General features: G+C 34.4%; 17 protein-coding genes. 3 read left to right on the plus strand and 14 right to left on the minus strand.

Going from position 1 to position 19991, the window contains the following annotated elements; translation table 11 throughout:
- The first annotated feature begins 10 nt into the window (after nt 1-10).
- On the plus strand, nt 11-310 hold the full coding sequence (locus LNP04_RS02950; RefSeq protein ID WP_229985093.1) for a putative quinol monooxygenase: 300 nt from the start codon (nt 11-13) through the stop codon (nt 308-310).
- 57 nt (nt 311-367) lie between these two features.
- On the opposite strand, the gene LNP04_RS02955 is transcribed toward LNP04_RS02950, so the two are convergent.
- The 3 genes from LNP04_RS02955 to LNP04_RS02965 form a co-directional block, all read right to left on the minus strand.
- Complete coding sequence (locus LNP04_RS02955; protein WP_229985094.1) at nt 368-2251, minus strand: type VI secretion system baseplate subunit TssF; 1884 nt, start codon at nt 2249-2251, stop codon at nt 368-370.
- A 19-nt stretch (nt 2252-2270) separates the two neighbouring features.
- Entirely contained in the window at nt 2271-2711 is a 441-nt protein-coding gene (locus tag LNP04_RS02960; protein WP_229985095.1) for a GPW/gp25 family protein, read from the minus strand.
- A gap of 454 nt (nt 2712-3165) precedes the next feature.
- Nucleotides 3166-4581 carry an APC family permease gene (locus tag LNP04_RS02965; protein WP_229985096.1) on the minus strand — a complete coding sequence of 472 codons (1416 nt, stop codon included), beginning with the start codon at nt 4579-4581 and terminating at the stop codon, nt 3166-3168.
- Nucleotides 4582-4722: 141 nt separating this feature from the next.
- Between LNP04_RS02965 and LNP04_RS02970 the strand changes: the two genes are divergently transcribed.
- A complete protein-coding gene (locus tag LNP04_RS02970) occupies nt 4723-5229 on the plus strand; it encodes a DUF4920 domain-containing protein (RefSeq protein ID WP_229985097.1) in 507 nt (168 codons plus the stop codon).
- Between the two features lie 88 nt (nt 5230-5317).
- Here LNP04_RS02970 and LNP04_RS02975 read toward each other — a convergent pair whose 3' ends face one another.
- On the minus strand, nt 5318-6427 hold the full coding sequence (locus LNP04_RS02975) for a M14 family zinc carboxypeptidase (protein ID WP_229985098.1): 1110 nt from the start codon (nt 6425-6427) through the stop codon (nt 5318-5320).
- 855 nt (nt 6428-7282) lie between these two features.
- On the opposite strand from LNP04_RS02975, the gene LNP04_RS02980 reads away from it, so the two are divergent.
- Nucleotides 7283-7819, plus strand: coding sequence for a helix-turn-helix domain-containing protein (locus LNP04_RS02980; protein WP_229985099.1), 537 nt, complete (start codon nt 7283-7285; stop codon nt 7817-7819).
- A gap of 143 nt (nt 7820-7962) precedes the next feature.
- Here LNP04_RS02980 and LNP04_RS02985 read toward each other — a convergent pair whose 3' ends face one another.
- From LNP04_RS02985 to LNP04_RS03030, 10 genes are all read right to left on the minus strand, one after another.
- Complete coding sequence (locus tag LNP04_RS02985; protein WP_229985100.1) at nt 7963-9726, minus strand: FAD-dependent oxidoreductase; 1764 nt, start codon at nt 9724-9726, stop codon at nt 7963-7965.
- Nucleotides 9727-9738: 12 nt separating this feature from the next.
- Nucleotides 9739-10926 carry an FAD-dependent oxidoreductase gene (locus LNP04_RS02990; protein ID WP_229985101.1) on the minus strand — a complete coding sequence of 396 codons (1188 nt, stop codon included), beginning with the start codon at nt 10924-10926 and terminating at the stop codon, nt 9739-9741.
- 378 nt (nt 10927-11304) lie between these two features.
- The gene (locus LNP04_RS02995) at nt 11305-12471 is read right to left on the minus strand and encodes a proline dehydrogenase family protein (RefSeq protein ID WP_229985102.1); all 1167 of its coding nucleotides are present in this window, start codon (nt 12469-12471) and stop codon (nt 11305-11307) included.
- 329 nt (nt 12472-12800) lie between these two features.
- On the minus strand, nt 12801-13730 hold the full coding sequence (locus LNP04_RS03000; RefSeq protein WP_229985103.1) for a UbiA family prenyltransferase: 930 nt from the start codon (nt 13728-13730) through the stop codon (nt 12801-12803).
- A gap of 11 nt (nt 13731-13741) precedes the next feature.
- Nucleotides 13742-14668: a mevalonate kinase gene (locus LNP04_RS03005; RefSeq protein ID WP_229985104.1), complete on the minus strand. Its 927-nt coding sequence runs from the start codon at nt 14666-14668 to the stop codon at nt 13742-13744.
- A 73-nt stretch (nt 14669-14741) separates the two neighbouring features.
- The gene (locus LNP04_RS03010; protein ID WP_229985105.1) at nt 14742-16220 is read right to left on the minus strand and encodes an MFS transporter; all 1479 of its coding nucleotides are present in this window, start codon (nt 16218-16220) and stop codon (nt 14742-14744) included.
- 429 nt (nt 16221-16649) lie between these two features.
- Nucleotides 16650-17828 carry an acetyl-CoA C-acyltransferase gene (locus LNP04_RS03015; protein ID WP_229985106.1) on the minus strand — a complete coding sequence of 393 codons (1179 nt, stop codon included), beginning with the start codon at nt 17826-17828 and terminating at the stop codon, nt 16650-16652.
- A gap of 111 nt (nt 17829-17939) precedes the next feature.
- Nucleotides 17940-18344: a hypothetical protein gene (locus tag LNP04_RS03020; RefSeq protein WP_229985107.1), complete on the minus strand. Its 405-nt coding sequence runs from the start codon at nt 18342-18344 to the stop codon at nt 17940-17942.
- A complete protein-coding gene (locus tag LNP04_RS03025; protein WP_229985108.1) occupies nt 18341-18724 on the minus strand; it encodes a hypothetical protein in 384 nt (127 codons plus the stop codon). The genes LNP04_RS03020 and LNP04_RS03025 overlap by 4 nt, the downstream gene beginning before the upstream one ends.
- Before the next feature lie 158 nt (nt 18725-18882).
- On the minus strand, nt 18883-19965 hold the full coding sequence (locus LNP04_RS03030; protein WP_229985109.1) for a hypothetical protein: 1083 nt from the start codon (nt 19963-19965) through the stop codon (nt 18883-18885).
- Nucleotides 19966-19991 lie beyond the last annotated feature (26 nt).

Here is a 19991-nt window from a genome sequence, read left to right on the forward strand (position 1 = left end):
ATATAAAAAGATGAGCGAACAATCAATTTACTTGTATGCCAAATGGCAGGTAAAAGAAGGGAAACTTAATGCAGTTTTGGAAATTATGAAAGAGGCTGCCCAAAAAAGTTCAGAAGAACAAGGAAATTTATTTTACAAAATTCATCAGAGTAAAAACGATGAGAATACACTGATTTTATTTGAAGGTTATGAAAATGAATCTGCGGTAGAATTCCATAAAAACTCAGAACATTATCAGAATATGGTTGTGAAGCAAATTATTCCTTTGTTGGAAAGCAGAGAAGTAACTTTAATGAATCGGATAATTTAATCTTATTTTAAATAAAAATTCCGGAAGATTAATCATTTTCCGGAATTTTTATTCAATTTAATTTTCAAAAAAATCTACATCTTCATTGGTAATCATTACCCGATATTCTATTCCGTCGATGGCTTTTGAGATAATTTGATTTCTCAGAATATTCGCCATATTTTCCCAGTACACTCTTCCGTAGAAAGAATAATTTTGTGGAATAACCTCGACTTCAACCGTGCGAACGAAACCTTCCTTCGGTTTGTTACTGATCATGGTTCCTCTTTTTACACGGACATCTTTTAGCTCATCTTTTAAAACCATTCGCACGTAATTTTTAACGTCTTCAAGCGAAATAATTTTATCTCTGGTCGTCAAAGCATATTTGTAAGCCTGAATACTGTCTGAACCTTTCTGCTCCTCTGCACCACCGATGGTTTCGGTAAGAAGGATCAGTGACTGAGATTTTAATTGGTTAGAAAGTTCAGTTCCGGGACGCATGTGATTGGCAAAAGTACAGTGCGTAATCCAGAATGATGCGTAGGTATGATCGGTTTTCTCAACAGGTTCCATGATGACGTAGTTGAGTTCCTGCTTGATGCTTCTTTTGGCGTTGTTTACTTTCTGCACCATAGATTTCATCTTGTCAGACATTTCGCTCAGCATTCCTTTGACGTTGTCACGGTTTAATAAAGAGAAAGCTGCAATCTCGTCTCTTGTCAATTCCAAAACATTAGAAATCATATCCACCGCATTTCTGTTGTTGAATCTTTCCATTCCACCTTTTCTTACGGTGTATAACCCCTTTTTAAGATCATCAGAAGGCGTGAATGGAATTTCTGTGTACTTTCTTCCTTCCCCGTCCTGAACTTCATCTACGTAAAGGAAATGTTCACCTTCCTCAGTGATCAAAGGAATATTATTTCCCATGATGTCTAAGCTATATTCAGTCTTTTTCCAACCCCGATTGTAAATTGGGAAAGCGTTCAGCACAAAAGTGAAATTATCTAAAATCTCAGCAGAAAACTGCGGTGGAAATTCAAAAGTCAGCCACAAGAAGTTTTTGCCGTCAATATATTTCTGAATTTCTTCTCTTCCGTTCAAAAAATCTAAATCCTGTGGCAGCATTCCCACTTCTGAAAAAAGATCTCTCGAAAGACCGGTTACTTCAATAAATTTATGATGATAAATGTTTTTTATATCCTGAATGATCTTTGTCTGGATCGATTGTTCATGAAAAAGCTGTTCGTAACCTTCTGTCTGTTCTTTTTTAAGATAAGTTAAACCTTCCTTTACAAACAAAGGATTTCCGTTACTTGAAACCGTGATGTAGGGAAGCAATTTATAGACAAAATCTAAATGCTCAAAAGCAGGATTTGAACAATACAATCCTAAAGTTCTTGGAAATTTCTCGTTGGTATATTTTGAAACATTGATTCCAATTGTTACTTTTCTGTAATCAGAAGGTCTTCCCTGAAATCTTGAAATAGGAATTTTATTTAAACGTTCATCAATGCTGTAGCAAGTGTTACCAACGAACATAATGGCAGTTTGTGCCTTATTGGTTTTTACACTTCCAATGGGTGTAAACGGAATATTCAGTTGTTTATCTGATTCCGATTTTACCGTAGAATTCATCTGTTTTCTGAAGAAAAATTCGGTATGGTCAAGCAGAACTTCCGAAGATTCAAAAGGTTCGGTAAATGCAACTGCATGCGCCGGAATCGGATGGGTGTAAATGGATGGTGTTAAAAGCTTCGCCAGTTTTTCTAAAATTCTCGCATTAACGGTCTGAATTTCATTATTCGCTTTAAAAACTTCAGTACTGAAAGCATCAATTAAAAGTTTAACAAAAGGATCCAGTGACTGCGGGCTTTTCAATCCCCAGACTTTGGTAGCATTTTGCAGCATTCGTGCTTTTACAGACTCTTTCGAATAAATATTCTGATCTAAATTCATATTTGTGATAAGGTGGTGATTAATCGATTGACATCGGGCTCAGAAACAGTTCGGTAGAAAAGCTGAAACGTTCTCCTGTAGCTTCCATCTTTGCATTGATGGCAATTCTTACTTTTTTCTTGATTTCTGTATGTTCTTTGGTATCGTAGTTATGCTCTACGACTTCTACATGGGCATCGACTTGCGGGTGAATGATTCTCGGTTCAAATTCCTGAATCTGCTTTTTAAGACTTTTGATAAAAACATTTTCCCATACGGCTGATGTAACTCCGTTATCAAATTCCAGATTCCAAACATCGTTGCCATAATTTTCATCATATCTATTTTCGCCTTTTTTTGTGGTAATGAGCAACATGATGTTGTGGGCAATACTTTCACCCATATCGCAGGTGTCTATACTTCCCCCTTCAGACATCAGGGTTGACGGCACAAAGGGCATTCTGTAATTTGGTGTGTCCATAGATATTTTGTTCTCTATTTTAATTTTTTGGTGTCATTATTTAAAATGAAATACCAAATTAATCATTTTCGGGAAATAATTTATGATAATCTTTTGAAACTTTAGTTGCTAATGACTAAAACTAATTTAAACACAAAGGAGCGCAAGGATTTTTTGACTACTAAATGCTTTTAAGTTACACAAAGGCGTTTCACTTAGAAAAGATCATAAAGGTTTTCATTACTTAAAATAGTTTAGCTTGAAAAATTGATATTCTATTTAAATGCTCTTTGTTTTATGTAAAGATTACTTCGTAGCTGCGCTCCTCGCAATGACGGAAACTAAACTACGTGCAGATCCCTAGCCCCTATTGAACGGCCTGTTTGAGCTCTTTCCAGGTTTTTGGCGGCGGCTTTGCCGCCGCCAAAAACCTGGAAAAGCGAGTAGTGAAAGCGGGAATAAGCTCCTAAAAAAATTACGAATTAGTGTCTTTATTTCGATTAATAATATAGTAAACTGGAAGTCCGAGTAATACAATCAAAAAGCCCGGCCATGTGTATTGTTGCTTGTAGATCAGAAGAAGAACGCAGAAAACTGTTCCAATCACCAAATAAATTATTGGTGTTACCGGATATAACCAAGTTTTGTAAGGCCTTTCTAGATTAGGTTGTTTAAATCTTAAATAAATCACTCCGAAAACGGTGATCATGTAAAACAGAACGATTACAAATGAGATCATATCTAAAAGATTCCCGTACTGTCCGCTCAGACACAGAACAGAAGCCCAGACTCCCTGCATCCAAAGGGCATTTGATGGAACATCATTTTTATTGTTGTCGATAGCCGATTTAAAAAACAGACCGTCTTTTGCCATGGTCTGGAAAACTCTTGCTCCAGCTAAGATTAATCCATTATTGCAACCAAACGTAGAAACCATTACGAGAACTGCAATAATTACGGTTCCTGCACTTCCGAAAATATTCTGAGAAGCGGCAACAGCAACTCTATCATTGGCTGCAAATGCAATGGAATCACGGTCGATGGCATTTAAATACACAAAATTCACTGCAATATATAAAAGCATTACTGCGGAAGTTCCCAAGATCATTGCCTTAACCACATTTTTCTTTGGATTTTCAATTTCTCCCGAAACGAAAGTCACACTTTCCCAAGCAACAGAACTGAAAACTGAACCTACCATTGCAGCTGCAATTCCGCCCATTAAAGTCATTCCATCAATTGATTCCCAGCCGGTTTTTAAGAAATTTCCTGTGGTGTCTTTATCAATATTATTAAAAGCATTTGTTCCTAAACTGAAGTTTTCTGCCAAATGTGAAAAATCGACGAATATAAAACCTGCAGCAATCAATCCTAGTAAAGCTAATATTTTTGAACCAGTAAACACATTCTGAAGGATTTTTCCGCTTTCTACCCCTCTTGTATTGATGTAAGTGAGTAAAAGAATGATGGCTATGGCCAAAATCTGAATCCAGGTAATTTGAAATTCGCCGCTTTGGAAAATAGGAGCTGCATCATTAAGTGCCGGCACCAGATAGGCTGTAAACTTTCCGAAAGCCATTGCAACGGCAGCAATTGTTCCTGTCTGAATAACCGTAAACAATCCCCAACCATAGAGGAAACCCATTTTTTTACCGAAAATTTCGGTGAGATAGGTGTACTGTCCGCCCGCTTTAGGAAACAGAGCTGAAAGTTCGCCATAGCTGATTGCTGCAGCAACGGTCATAATTCCCGTAATAATCCATACCACGATCATCCAGTAACCTGAGCCGAGATTTCGCATCATGTCGGCACTTACGATAAAGATTCCACTACCAATCATGGAGCCCATTACGAGCATGGTAGCGTCCCAAAGTTTTAGTTTTTTCTGCATATTCAAATATTCACATCAAATATAGATAAATATGCAATTGTTTTTGCTTTTTGTTTTGAATTGATGAATGAACTGTTTTTTATCAAGTTTTTATTCATTTGAAATTCGATTTTTATTATTAATTTTGGAAAAAATATAAGAATGAAATTAAAATCCATATTATTTTTAGTAGCGGTAAGTGCTTCAACGTTTGCATTTGCACAGGAAGGAAAGAAATTCGGACCTCCGGCAGGAAACGCAATCGTAGGTGATACTTACGGTTCCACAGTTACATCTGCAGAATCTAAAGCAATGAGCGTAGATAAACTGGCTAAAAAATTAAAAAAAGACAACAAAAAAGTTGAAAACGTAGCCATCAAAGGAAAAGTAGTGGACGTTTGTGATAAGAAAGGTTGTTGGTTGACCATTCAAACTGAAGACGATACTCAGTTTTTCGTGAAAATGAAAGATTATGGGTTTTTCGTACCGACAGCTTTAAAAGGTAAAAACGTAGTGTTAGAAGGTAATGCCGAAAGAAAAGTAACTTCCATCGATGAGCAAAAACATTATGCAGAAGATGCTAAAAAGCCTCAGGCAGAAATTGATGCAATCACGAAGCCAAAAGAAGAAATCAGATTTGTGGCTAACGGAATTAAAGTCGTTAACTAATCAGATTATAAAATCTACTCATTGGGATGCTTCGACTTTGCTCAGCATGACAAGAATAAAAAAAGCGGAACCAATTGTTCCGCTTTTTTTATTCTTCTATTTTAAAACTGACTTCCGCATCCAGCTTCGGATATCTTGTTTCGCTTATGAATCTTTTTCCGGTGCAGTCGATTTCCAGCCAACCCTTTCTTTTCTTAACCTCTCCCGCTTCTACGACAAAAGGAATAAATGATATTTCGTCTTTTCCTTCTTCAAAAATCTCCCTGTACTGAACGGCAATATCGAGAATACATTCATGATCTGTATTCAGCTTTACATTTCTGTACACAATATCGTAATGCGTCTCCTGATTTTCCGGAATTTCAAGATATTTTTCCCAGCCTATTGTATCAGATTTTAGTTCGCTGATTGCTTTTAATGCATAGTACAAAGCAATTGTATAATATTTTCTTGTTCCCTTTCTTGTATAGTCATCGATGAAATGTCCGCCTTCAAACAGAATCGTAGGCATTCCGGCTTTGATGAAATTATCACCCGTAGAAGTGGGATAGAACTCATCGGTATATCTTCCGATTTGATTAGGTATCACATCTTTTAAACTGTCATAAATTTGACCAATGACCGCCATACATTTCTTTCTGTTTTCGGTAACCGTTCTCTCTTCATTTTCAGAAGGTGCCAAAAAGGAGAGTGTCGCAGGATGTACTCCGTCTGTTGTGAAAATAGTTCGTTGTTCATGAAGATTCAGGGCATAATCATATTTCTTCGAAGAAACCAATTTTTTCAAAAATTTTATTTCTGTGCTTGCTTCATTATGGAAATCTCTGTTTAGATCTATATCTGCAGCATTGAGTCTCGTCCATCTCTCAGAACCGTCAGGATTGAGCATAAAGATAAAATCTAAACTGATTGTATTGAAAAGATTTTCTTTTAATTCCGGATGCTTATCAAGAGTAAATAATAGATCAAGCATCGCATGTGTTGCGTTCGATTCATTGCCATGCATTTGTGACCAGGCAAGAACATTTATCTCACCATTTCCTACACTCAATTTGTAAATAGGTTTATCTAAATAGGATCTTCCAATCTCCTGAATATAATCGCTGAGATTGCTCTGTAGGTAAAAAAATAATTTTTCGGGGGAAATATAACGATTTGGGAAATCGGGATTTTGGATATACAAATGTTCAAAATTCATTCTAAAGAAATTTACATGAGTCAAAAATAATGATTTTAAAGGATAAAATAAAATTAACATTTGTAACATCGTTAAACGATGTAAATTGCCAAAAAGTCTGTTAGTTAAATTGTGGATTGCTAATAATTTAATTAATCGTATTTAATATACTGTAATTCAAATATTTAAAATAATTATCTAAATCGTTAATTTATCTTTACTTTAAGTGTAGATAAGTCGATTTTAGCCTATTTGAGTGTTATTATATTAAACATGCACAATGTGGATTAAGCTATATATTACACTCATTATACAAATGTAAATTAAGGTTATTTATTATTTTATCCACATAAATTATGAGCTCAAAGTCAGTTTAAATGAATATGCTAAAAATAGTTGCTGAGAGTTTTATAAGTGATAGTCATTCCAATCTTAATATTTTGTTAAAACTTCTTTCTATAAAGGTTTATTAGCAGTTTAGTATAGAATCATATGCTATGGAATATACTAATTCACTACAAAACCAGCCATATAGCCTCTCTCCCACTCTACAACACGATGACAGCTCATAAAATACCTGCAGAAAGGAGATAGAGGAAATTATTGGTCTTTTATGCGTTATAATAAATTTCGAAATTTTTGGTTAAAAATATTATCTCGAGTTATACTTTAAGTGTAACACTATTAGAATTTACTTAATTAATATTTTGTGGATAAACTTTAAAATTTCATGAAAATATTGTCTAAATATCTGATAAAAAGCCGTTTAGTATTGTTTACTTTTGTATACTTTTCCTTATTAATATAGTTTACTTTTGTATTTTGCAATTGTAAATTTTATATTTACATTTGTAACAAGATTAAAAGCTTGTTTTTATGAGTTTAAATGAGAGAATTTCAAAGGTTATCGAATATTCTAAACTGAGTTCTTCAGAGTTTGCGGACGAAATTGATGTGCAGCGATCTTCCATTTCGCACATTACTTCCGGGAGGAATAAACCCTCTTTAGAATTTATTATAAAAATAAAATCAAGGTTTCCTGAGATTCTTTGGGATTGGCTGGTGACTGGTGACGGCGAAATGCTGAAATCTGATTTGCCGGAAACTGAGAATAGTTTAGAAATTGAAAATTCGGAAGAGAAAACAAAACCAACTTCTCTTCCCGATTTATTTACGATGATGAACAACGATGAAGATTTTGGAACTGCAGAGGAAAAACCTGAAGAAATTCCGGCCGTTCGAGAATCGATTATTCCGCATCAAAGTAAAGCTGAAGAAAAAATATCCGATTCTCAGCCATTAGAAAAACCGAACGAACAAATTATCAATCAAGCTATTGAAAATCAAACGAATAAGATAAAACGAATTGTTTTGTTCTATGAAAACGGAAAATTTGAAAGTTTTGAGCCATAAAAATAAAAAGTATGACCATTTTTGATCAGACTTTATTTTTTGAATTTTAAAGGAAAAATAAAATGCTCAACATTTTTCATGTTAAGCATTTTATTAGTTTTTATTTATTGGAAAATTCTGTTTTAAGTTTTACTTAAAATATTTTACCAACCCAAATAATAATCCGGACTCAACCAATGAGGACGATCAACGCTAAAATATTCGTTAAGCATTTTTTCTGCTTCACAGAAAGCTCCTTCTACCCAGCCTTGTTGATCTGAATATGCTTCTCCGCAAATATGAATTTGCTCATCAGTTACAGGTTTTCTCATATACGGCATCACATTTTCAACTGAAAATCCTGCTTTCCAGGCGTGATATCCTGCCCCGAAAGGTTCATCCGTCCAATCTCTAAAGTAGGTTACATAAGGATCAGGTATCGTCACATCGTCACCATGAAGTTCACGAAGCTGATTCATCAACTCATTGACCATCAGTTTCGTTGCCTGAACTTTATCCAATTGGTGAAGCTCCCTTAAAGAAGCTGATTTTGCAGGTTTTACTTCAAATAAAACTTCATCATCAGTTAATGCTTTCCAAAATGTTTCGGTCTCCATATCTCCGTAACTTCCAAGCAGCATCGAGTTGTCAGTTTGTGGATCTGTACCAAAATAATAGCATTGTCTCATCGGCAGATCGGTGATAGAATGCCCGGAATCTATTCCTAAATTTTGCCACCAAGGATATTCAAAGCCCATTAATATCTTAAAGGCAGGTTCCATAATTACAGAACGGATATTTTCATTAAGGACTGAATTTTTATTGGCATTGAAAAAGAAATTATTCTGATCCAGAAGCTCTAAAGATTTTCTCGGCATCGCCAAAACTATTGTATTGGCATATACTTTCCATTCTGTGTTGGTTTTCAAATTAAGAAAAATCAATTCATACTTATAAGAATCTGCTAAATGATGATCTTTGGTGAATGTAAGTAGCTTGTTTTCAGACCAAATGCACGCTCCTTCATGTTCCATATAAGAATTGGCTACGGCATAAGCAATGCTGTCATATCCTTCTTCAATGGTTTTGTAAATTGTTCCTGCTGAGAAATCTCCCACCATGTAAGGAAACGCTTCTGCAGAATTCCAATTGATTGTATTTGAATAGTATCCTCCTGCATTTGCCAGGAATTGATAACCTTCCTGTGAAACCTGATCTTTAATTAAATTCCAAAATCCGATATCGTTTACTTTACGTTGATCGTAAGGCGAATTAGGGAAATTGTAGACCAATTTTGGCTTAATATCATCCCAATCTCTGCTGGTTAATTCAAAAGAATAATCGTATTCTGAATCTTTACCTTTAATAATTTTACTTCCATAAGTGCTAGCCACCCAAGTGTCAGCCATCAGAACTTCATAAATAATTTTATTGAATAACTGGTCTGAACTAAAACCGTAATCATCATTATTCAGATAGTATCGTGTTGCCAGTTTTTCACCTTTTTTCTGAGCCACATCCCAAGCATTTTGCTTGCAACGGTCTTTTCTGAGATACATTAATAATTTTGACGGATCACCCATCGGGAAAGGAATAGGAGTCATTTTATCTTTCAAAACAGGAATACGGATGTTGGGATCTTCCTTAGGAACATAACCTTCAATTAATGTCGTCACAATCTGCTGAGAAGTAAGGTAACGCATACCTCCTAATTCTCCCCAAAAGTTCATTCCGGGCATGATTACAGATTCTAATCTTCCACCAAGTTTATTGTTCATGTCAAAAATCTGTACATCACTAGCTTTAAATTTTTTCTCTGTAACCAAACGATATGCAGTGTATAATCCGGAAGTTCCTGCGCCGATAATGGCAACTTCAATTTTCAAATCAGGATTTTTTCCTGTATTTAAAGGTGTATTCTTATTCATATTATATTAGTTTTAAAGTGATTTAAAGTATTTTCTTCCTAATTGGAAAGGTGTAATATCAAAATCTGTATGACCGTCTAATGCAAGATCTGACATGATTTTCCCTAAAAAGGGAGTGAATTTTGCTGCCCATCCTGTAGCATATAAAACAATATTTTTATGATTCGGTATATAGCCAGGAGCAAAATCGATCAACAATTCTTTGTTTGGAATTTTACTTAAAGCGATAAGGCATGTTGATGTATATTCTGGTTCTGTGCTTAGGCCAATCATATGATTTTGTACCCATTCTGAAGTATAGGCAAGCTCTTGTGGATTGGGAATTAGTGTTCTGTCACTAGGTTCATCCAAAGGATTGATCACAAAATCAGGTGCAACCCGAATGTATTCTGGATGGTCCCAATCTACAGAAGGAAAGCCGTAAAACTGATTGCCGTTTTCACCTATCGCATTCTGGAATACAAACCATGTCGGATATTGAATATTAGGGTCAGTCTTTTTAAAATAAGCTGAAGACATATTCCAATAGGTTGCTTCAATTTTAAATTCAAGCAAATTGATCACGCTGTTGATGTATGGGCCGGGAATAATTGCCAGCTTTTTAGTGATGTAAGCTCCGTTTGGAGTAATAATTTCAAAAAGTTCTCCTATCTGTTTAATTTCAAGTACTGGTGAATTTTCCTGTAACTGAACGGTCTCTTCTTTTTTACACAATTCTAAAAGAGCCTCAATCGTAGCTTTAAAATTAATACTTGCGCCATCGGGCTGAAACAATCCGGTATAAGTATCGGGCAAATTTCTGAAATGATATTGCTCTTCGATTTCTTTTGCTGTTAAGGTAGTATAAGGAACATTTAAAGCTTTTAAAGCCGTCTCAGCTTCAGCTATATTTCCTTCTGTGGAATGCACATTAGGATCTCCAAACCAAAGTGTACCCACTTTATCAAGCAATTGTGTAGAAGCTGTTTTTTCCAGTTCATCCCAATAAGGCTGTGCATCTAAAGCCATCTGTACCATATATTCATCAGGATAAGGAATTCTGAACTGACGAGAAACTCCTGCCGAACTTCCCAATTGATTCGCAAAAGTAAATTGCTCTAGAACCAATGTCTTTGCCTTTCTTTTACCCAAATGATAAGCAGTTGCAAGACCTATTGCCCCACCGCCAATGACAATAACGTCGTAATTTTCTGTATACATGATGTTGTTTTTAGTTTTTTAGAACAGCTATAGTTTTAAAAATTTTAGATAATATCCTTACATTTTATCTAAGTATAATTCCAAATTTTATAGGATTAATAAGCTATTCAAAGTAACGAAGAAGATTACATTTGTTGTAGAGTAGAAATAACCAAATGCGGTTTTGAGTAGAAATACCTAATGCTTTAATAAGGGTTTTTAGGTATTGAAAACCGCTCGATCAAGATAATTGTCCAGAAAATTTTTATGGACAACATCATTAAATTAAAAAAGCAATCCCACTTTTTGTAGGATTGCTTTTTTAGTAAATATTCGCTGAGTTTACATTCAATTTATTGTAATAAATGCAGCAAAATTTTAAATTATGCTTAAAAGAAATTATTTCTTTCTTCTGTCTAATTCTTTTTTAATTAAACCTAATTCTCTTCCGGTTTGTCCGGCAACAGAAGTATTTTCTCTCGCTCTTCTCGTAAGATAAGGAACAACATCTTTCACAGGTCCATAAGGAAGATATTTTGCCACATTATAGCCTTTATCAGACAAATAGAAACTAATGTTATCACTCATTCCGTAAAGCTGTCCGAAATAGATGTGAGGATTGTTATTTTCTAAACCTTTAGCCTTCATTTTATCCATAACGAGCTCAGATGAGATTTCGTTATGAGTTCCAAAGAAAGCAGAAACTTTATCCAAATGATTCAGTATAAAATCGATTCCTGCATTATAATTTTTGTCTGAAGCATCTTTATTGGGCTGAATTGGATCTGCATAACCTTTCTCTGCAGCTCTCGCTCTTTCCTTTTCCATGTAAGCGCCTCGCACAATCTTATAGCCTATGAAATAGTTCTTTTCTCTAGCACGCTGAAGATTGGCTTCCATATATTCTAAACGATGCGTTCTGTACATCTGAATGGTGTTCCAGACAATCGGTTTTTCCTGATTGTACTTTTCCATCATCTCTTCACAAAGCTGATCTGCCGCATCCTGCATCCAGGATTCTTCCGCATCGATCATGACTTTCTTATCATGCTCATGACACAATTTACAGACTTCATCAAACCTTTTAACGACTCTAGCCCATTCCTCTTTTTGGCTTGATGTCAGCTCAGCATTTTTACCGACCGCTTCATACAAATCAATTCTTCCGAAAGCCGTGGGCTTAAATACAATAAAAGGAATCGCAGGATTTCCGACTGAAAATTTAATGATATCTTTAATTTCCTGACATACTGCATCAAAGGTTTCCTCATCTTCTTTCCCTTCAATCGAATAATCGAAGATACTTCCAACACCTCTTTTGAAAAGCTGTTTCACCGCTTTCATACTTTCTTCACGCGTTTCACCACCTACAAACTGCTCAAACAAAGTGTTTTTTACAATTCCGTTGACGAATGGGAAGTTATTATGAACCGTGAAATTAAGCAGAGAAGTTCCGATATTGGTCAAAGCCGGCTGTTCAATCATCTTAAACATCCAATACGCTTTTCTCAACTGAGCATCTGTTTTATCGGCAAATGCGACTTTAGTATCGTTAAAAATGAGCATCCTTTTTATTAAATTTTGATTTTGGCAAATGTAAGAATAACCTGAATGTTTTTAAAATATATTTTTTTAGTTTTTTAAGCACTAAAAACTAATGAAGTTCTAATTATTCATTAAAATTTATTTTAACGCAAAGGTTCGCCAAGATTTTTTAATTATTGAAAATAATTCTTCGTTCGCAAAGGCGTTCCACTCAGCAGAGAACACTAAATTTATCTTACTTAAATATTCGAAATCAAAGAGTTTTGTATATTGTAATTTTTTAAATTCTTTTTTCAATTACTTTTGTGTCTTTTGACTTGGTCGAATGTTCGATTTGTAATAAAAATATTCTACAGCTTACCCTCAATTCCATTGAGCAACATTGCGATAATTCCAACAAAAACCCAGAAACGTAAAATGTTGAGCGTGAAAAATTTAGACTTTTTAGAAGAATTTAAAAGTAAATAAATACACGCAATCATAACGAACAATCCTGATGCAAAATAATAAGCCATGAATCCCGAAATGCCTGTTTTTGCAATAAGCTTCATAGAAACTGCCATCGTGATCAGTAATAAAGAAATAATGATGATTTTGGTCGTTTTACTTTTAAAATAATTGGGAATCGTAACATAGCCAAAAGTTTTATCAACACTTTTGGTCAACATATCTTTTACAATATCAATGCATAAAAGAATCAGAAATAAAAAGATGGCCATTAGCAGAACTTTCTTGGAGAAAGTCTCATAATACACCATCATTCCAAAAAATGGATATAAGGTAAGACTCACGAATGTGAGGTTATTTAAGATTAAAATCCGGCTCATCTTGTGACTGTAAAACCACATGAAAAACTGATAAATAAGAAAGAAAATAAGCACTCTGTAAGAGATGAAACTTGCAACTCCCAAAGAAATAACAGTGAGAGCAAGATAAGCATACAAGAAATATTTTTGCTTGATAAAACTTTGAATCCTTGTTCTGAAAGGCTTTACAATATGATCTTTTTCAAAATCGTAAAACTGATTGATGATTCCGCCAGAAAGTATGGAAAGAACGGTACAGAAAATAATACCGTGAACTCTAAAATCGAAGACGAAATTTCTGAAAGATTCTTCCTGATTAAACAGGAAAAATGTAGAAACATATAAGGCAAACGTCAGCAGAATAGCAACAAAAAACCGCGCTCCTAAAAGAAAACCGACGAATTGTGAAAGTCTGTAAAACAGAGATTTGGAAACAAAATTCTTTTCCTGGAAAGTTTCTTTTTCAGAATTCATTCCCGGTAAATTTAAAATCTATAAATCACTTCTTTATGGAAACCGTCAAGCATTTTTTCAGCCTTTTCGTAGTCTTTGGTAAATCCTAAAATGTAACCGCCACCTCCGCTTCCGCAAAGTTTCAGGTAATAAGCATTAGAATCCAATCCTTTTTTCCAGACATTAAAGATACTTTCAGGAATCATCGGACGGAAATGTTCATAAGCCCAATGAGATAGTTTTTTAAGGTTTCTGAAGAAAGGATTCATATCTTTTTTTAGAAAAGAATCGATACACGCATTGTTGTAACGGATAAATTCTTCTTTCAACGTTTTACGGAAACCTTCAGTTTTCATTTTTTCAAAGAAAATCTGAACCATTGGTCCTGTTTCGCCTATACTTCCTGAATCAATTAAGAAAATAGCACCTTTTCCTGCTTCACTTTTAGGAATTGAAACTTTGTCTACACTTTCCTTATTTTCGATAAGAATAGGCAAATTCATGTAACAAATCAAGGGATCGATGCCGGAACTTCTTCCGTGAAAATAGCTTTCCATCAAACCAAAAACCTTCTTTAGATTTTTTAATTGGTCTTTAGAAATATTATCTGGAATATATTTTGTGATAGAATATCTTTCGAAAATCGCAGCAACCAAAGCTCCTGAACTTCCAACACCATAACCCTGAGGAATGTTGCTATCGAAAAATAAACCTTTAGAAATTTCTTTTTGAAACTCAGAAACATTCAATTCAAAACCTTCTGGAAGTTCTAAATTCTGTAAATATTCTGAATATTTAATCAAATGACCGTTAGATTTCTTTTCAAAATCTGAATCTAATGATGAGAACTTTAAAGTCCCTTTATAAAAGCTGTACGGAAGCGTTAAACCCTGAGAATCTTCAATGATTCCGTATTCTCCGAAGAGAAGAATTTTGGCGTAAAATAGAGGGTTCGTCATTGTGTAATAAATCTTTTGTGCAAAGTTAACGTATTCTGCTGAATATTAACAAATTTTAAGCCAATAACGTATTTTAAACCTTAGATTTCAAGAATCTGATGGTAATTGCTCCTGCAGCAAAGAACGTAGACATCGCAATAAAAGCATACTGCATATTTCCGAATTTCTGAATAATCACACTAAAAATAAGCATTCCGCAGATGATCGCTATCTTTTCAAGCACATCATAAAAGCTGAAATATGTCGTGTTTTCCATTGAGTTTTCCGGTAAAAGCTTTGAGTATGTAGAACGAGACATCGCCTGCAAACCTCCCATTACCAAACCAATAAGACCCGCTAAAGCATAGAACTGAAGCTGAAGATTCGGATTTTCTTTGTTTAAAGAGAATGCAGAAATACAACAAACTATCCAAATAATAACCGCTATCGTAATTACATTTTTGTTCCCGATTTTTTTTGATAATCTTGAAAATAAGAAAGCCCCGAAAATAGCAATAATTTGGATCACCAAAATGGTAATAATTAATTTGTACTTATCTGCCTGCTTCGGGAAAATATCGGTACTTCCGAAAGGTACGGCCATCAGGAAAATGGTCTGCATCCCTACACTGTAAAAGAAAAAACTTAATAAAAAGAATTTTAAGCTTCTATCAGCAAACAGTTTACTTCCTACTCTGAACAATTCTCTGAAACTTTCTTTAGCAATATCTTTATAGAAACTGATGTTGTCTTTTAAAACCTCAAAAAAACCGCCTTGTTCTTCATGTCTTTTGAAGATGTTTTTATAATTTAATAATACCAAATCTTTAGGAAGTTTCTCTTTCACATCACCAAACTGAGGCAAATGTTTGAAAGTATATTGTGAAAAACCAAACCACCAGGCTCCGGTTAATAAAAAGCTGACTCTGATATAGATATTCGTATGCTCAGCACCTTTGGCAACTACCTGAATTAAAACCAAACAAATAATCAATAAAACTACCGAACCTAAATATCCGTAAATATAGCCCTTTGCTGAAAGCGCATCCTGCTTTTCTGGAGTGGCAATATCGGGTAAAAATGAATTGTAGAATACTAAACTTCCCCAGAAACCCACACTTGCCGTGATGCTGAAAAGAAGACCAAGGAAAATATTTTCCATTCCGGTGAACATGGCCAATCCCATACAAGAAGTTGCTCCCAAGTAACAGAAAAACTGTAAGAATGATTTTTTATTTCCAATGGTATCCGCCAATGATGATAAAAACGGAGATAAAAGCACAACCAAAAAGAAAGAGATGGCGTAAGAAAAACTCAAGACCGCTTCCGGTTCATACGTTTCCCCGAAAACTTTGATCATGTTTCTCACCGGAATTTCCTGAACTTCATTTGCCGCTTCTACATACTCTTTTTTGTTGTAGGCAGTAGTCAGAATGGTATAATAGATTGGGAAAATTGCGGACGTAATCACCAAAGAATAAACAGAATTTGCCCAATCGTAGACTGCCCAGGCTTTCATGATCTTTGGGTTGTTCTTTATGTTTTGTGAAGGTTGAATTTCAGTTTCAGACATTTTAAAATGTATTAGTTGCACAAAAATAGAAAAACCGCTGAATATTCGGTGATTTTTATTTTGTTTAAGGAAAATATTATTGTTTAGTTTAAATTAAATGTGGTTTGTAGTGATTTTATTGGAAATTAGAAATAAATTGTAATTGATGATTTTTTTAAGCAAAAAATAATTGAATATTAAATTTCTAAAGTGCCGCTCCTACGGAGCTCATTACACCTGACAACATTTTTACTACAAACATTTTGCTCCTCTGGAGCAATAATCTCTCACTTTGTCACTCTATATTTTAAGCTAAATGTATTTTCATAACCTTTTCCACTAATGATAAAAAAGAGATTTAATCAAACAAAAAAACCAAAAACAATGACGCTTTTGGTTTTAATTTATCTAAAAAATTCAAGGTTTTAAAAACCTTATAAGTTCGGTTTATTACAAATTCTCAATAACAATAGCCGAAGCTCCACCGCCACCGTTACAGATTGCTGCAGCACCGTATTTTCCGTTGTTTTGTTTTAGAACATTGATCAAAGTAACGATAATTCTTGAACCTGAACTTCCTAGTGGATGTCCTAAAGCTACTGCTCCACCATTTACGTTTACTTTAGCAGCATCTAATCCTAAGATTTTATTATTTGCCAAACCAACTACTGAGAACGCTTCGTTAAATTCGAAAAAGTCGATATCAGAAATCTCTAAACCTGCTTTTTTAAGAGCGATTGGTAAAGCTTTTGAAGGCGCAGTCGTGAAGTTTTCAGGCTCCTGAGCTGCGTCTGCGTAAGAAATGATTTTAGCTAAAGGTTTCAATCCTAATTCTTCCATTTTCTCCTTAGAAACAAGGATTAAAGCAGAAGCTCCGTCATTTAAAGTAGATGCATTGGCTGCTGTTACGGTTCCTTCTTCTTTTTTGAAAACGGTAGGAAGTGTAGGAAGTCTGTCGAAATTAACCGCTTTGTACTCCTCATCTTCTGAAAAAATAATTGGATCTCCTTTTCTTTGTGGAATCGAAACTGGAATCACTTCTTCAGCAAATTTCCCTTCGCTCCAGGCTTTTGCAGATCTTTTGTAAGATTCGATAGCAAAATTGTCCTGATCTTCTCTTGTAAAATGGTAATCAGTAGCACATTTTTCTGCACAAACACCCATGTGAACTTTGTTGTAAACGTCTGTAAGACCGTCTAAAACCATTCCGTCCTGCATTTTAACATCACCTAATTTGGTAGCGTTTCTTGCATTATAATAATGTGGAACTGAAGACATATTTTCCATACCTCCAGCAACGATTACGTCTGCATCACCTGCTTTGATCGCCTGTGCAGCCATCGTAACTGCTTTCATTCCTGAAGCACAAACTTTGTTGATGGTAGTAGACGGAGTTTCGTTTGAAAGTCCTGCTCCTAAAGCAACCTGACGAGCCGGCGCCTGACCTTCACCTGCCTGTAAAACGTTACCCATGTATATTTCCTGAACGTTTTTCGGGTCAAGATTAATTTTATCTAATGCTCCTTTTACTGCTGCTGCTCCCAATTTTGTAGCAGGAACTGTTGATAAGCTTCCCATAAAACTTCCCATTGGAGTTCTTACTGCGGAAACGATGAATACTTCTTTCATATGTTGAAATTTATTGTTTTTTAAAGGTCATATGTTATCGCGGAATCTTTACTAATATTTGCGTTTCCAAAACATGGCGATTTCATATGTTGAAATTTATTTAATTTTAATTTATTCTATTTTTTCAAGGATAATTTCATCTGTTTTATTAAAATACTGAGACGAAATTTTTATAAACTGATGATCTGTTTCTATAATTTTATTTGTGATAACGTCGCCAATTCTGATTGGGTTTTTACCATCTGATTTTCCTGTAACTGTTGCTTTATAAGTGCAGTCATCAAGAAATTCGATTTTATATTTGATGTAATCTTTTCCGTTATTGGTATATTCCCGCTGAGAATCTTTTTTGATGACAATATTCCATTTTTTTTCGGAATCACCTTCTTTGATAAACTTTCCTTCCTTCATAAAATGACATTTCGCAGGCGAATCCGGTAATAAGAAATGTTCCTGAGATTTTACTTTGGAAGAGCAGAAAATCAATATGATGAATAAAAATGAATATGTTCTCATATTTTTTTCTTTGTCGCAAATAGCATGATAATAGCCCCTAAAAATTCAACAGCCCAACCCCATTTTAGCTTTACTGTTGAAGCTAAAGTCTCTGTCCAAGATTTAAAAGGAAGAAAACTGAAGTAGCTGAATGCCTGGTATTTTGTAGCAATAATAGTGAAGAGAAACAAAACAATTAATAAAACACTAGACGTTCTTACGATTTTCGGGCTGTTATTGAGTATTCCAAACAATGCAATAGCCGAGAAAACCCAGCAGGCAATTGCTAAATAATGATCAACTTTCCAAAAGTTCCAATTTCCGATAATCGGAACGTGTACGAGCGGAAGGAAGCTTCCGACCACCACCAAAATCAATCCAACTAACTGTATATTTTTCATCTTTTTATAAGATTCTGAGAAAGCCAAAGTACAAAAAAAAACACACTTTTTTTGAGTGTGTTTCAAAATCAATTATTTGATTATTAGCATTTAAGATTGATAAAATATTTAATGAAAAATTAATTATAATTTAATGAAAAGTAATTTTATATAAATAATTACAAATTAATATACAGAAGTTCTATCCCTATTTGAAAACCATATTTGTTCCCTAATCTTGCCTGATTATTAAAAGTAGATGTAAAATCTTTCTTTACAAAAATATTAAACCCACCATATCCTACTGCTACTTTACCCCCAAAAAGAAAGTTATTTGTTCCTTCATTCATGTTTTCTGTAAGTCGTACTCTGCGGTCGTCTGCATTTTTATAGATAACCTGACTTTGACTTAAAACTTTTACTCCACCATATACTCCAGCAGAAACCCTGAAATTCCCTTTAGAATTATCTAAAATTCTCTCTCCATTTTCAACAGTATATTTAGGATTTAAAATAAAAACAAAATCTAACGGAACAACAACATAATGATTTACAAAACGTGATTTTTTCAGATTGCCCAATGTGAAATCAGTAAGAAAAATCTCATCATTTTCCTGAGCAAACACTTTAGAATTTTTTGGCACAAAAGTATCTCCACGATACCCAAATCCAAATCTGTAGAAAACCGGTGATGTTAGCTTCCCAAATTGTCTGGTGCTTCTAAATTCCAAATCCATAGAAGCAGATTTTCCGAATCTCATATCTGAGCTTTTATCACCAATTGACAGTGAAGATGCGGACTTGGTAAGATCTATAAAACCAAAAGCCACATTGACATCATAAGCATTTAAAAGTTCTTTTTTTGTTTTTTTTGGACCTCTAAAACTCAATATAGCATTATCTTCACCAACAATAAATTCATAATTACTTTGTCCTTTTCCAAGAACTGCATTTTTAACCATTTCTTTGGTTGCATTTTCTAAATTTGCTTTCTCGTCTTCAACTTTTGTATTGATGATTTGCTCATATTTTGTAGCAACTTCATTTCTCTGTATCTGTTTCTCTTCAGCAGATATTTTTTTTGCATTAAAATTTTCATCTAAAATTTTAAACTCGGCATTCATTTTCGCTTTTTCAGAAGTGACAATGCTGTCAATTTTTTTTGAATATTTTCTCATTTGAATATCCGTGTGATTGGTTTCTTGAGCATTTGCATAAGAAAAAGCAATTAATGCAGAGATTACAGCGATTTTTGTTTTCATATTTTGGTAGTTATTTTTAGACATTA

Origin of the sequence: Chryseobacterium sp. C-71 (genome assembly GCF_020911865.1) — a bacterium.
GTDB lineage: Bacteria > Bacteroidota > Bacteroidia > Flavobacteriales > Weeksellaceae > Chryseobacterium.